Origin of the sequence: Vogesella mureinivorans (genome assembly GCF_007644035.1) — a bacterium.
In the GTDB taxonomy this organism is placed as follows: domain Bacteria; phylum Pseudomonadota; class Gammaproteobacteria; order Burkholderiales; family Chromobacteriaceae; genus Vogesella; species Vogesella mureinivorans.
Map to the genome: position 1 here is coordinate 1 of NZ_VMTV02000086.1, position 382 is coordinate 382.

General features: G+C 71.7%; 1 protein-coding gene. It reads right to left on the reverse strand.

Going from position 1 to position 382, the window contains the following annotated elements; genetic code table 11:
- Nucleotides 1–382, reverse strand: a 382-nt coding sequence (locus FLQ44_RS02070) for a HisA/HisF-related TIM barrel protein (RefSeq protein WP_240801162.1), incomplete at both ends; no start/stop codon positions are given.

Genomic DNA, 382 nt, shown 5'->3' on the forward strand with positions numbered 1-382 from the left:
TGGCCACCAGCGGCACGCGGCAGAGCTCGCGCACGGCGCGCAGCTGTTCGATGTCGTAGCCGGCGCGCACGCCGTCGGTGCCCATGCAGTTCAGCACGATCTCGCCGGCGCCGCGCTGCTGCACCTCGACCACCCAGTCGAGCGTGCGGCGACTGAGCGCGCGGGTCTTGCTGGGGTCGCCGGTGTACTGGCGTACGCGCCACTCGCCGTCTTCGTCGCGCAGGCTGTCGATGCCGACCACCACGCACTGGACGCCAAAGGCCTCGGCCAGTTCGTCGATCAGCTCGGGCCGCTCCAGCGCCGGCGAGTTCACCGACACCTTGTCGGCGCCGGCGAACAGGATGGCGCGCGCATCTTCGACCGAGCGGATGCCGCCGGCCAC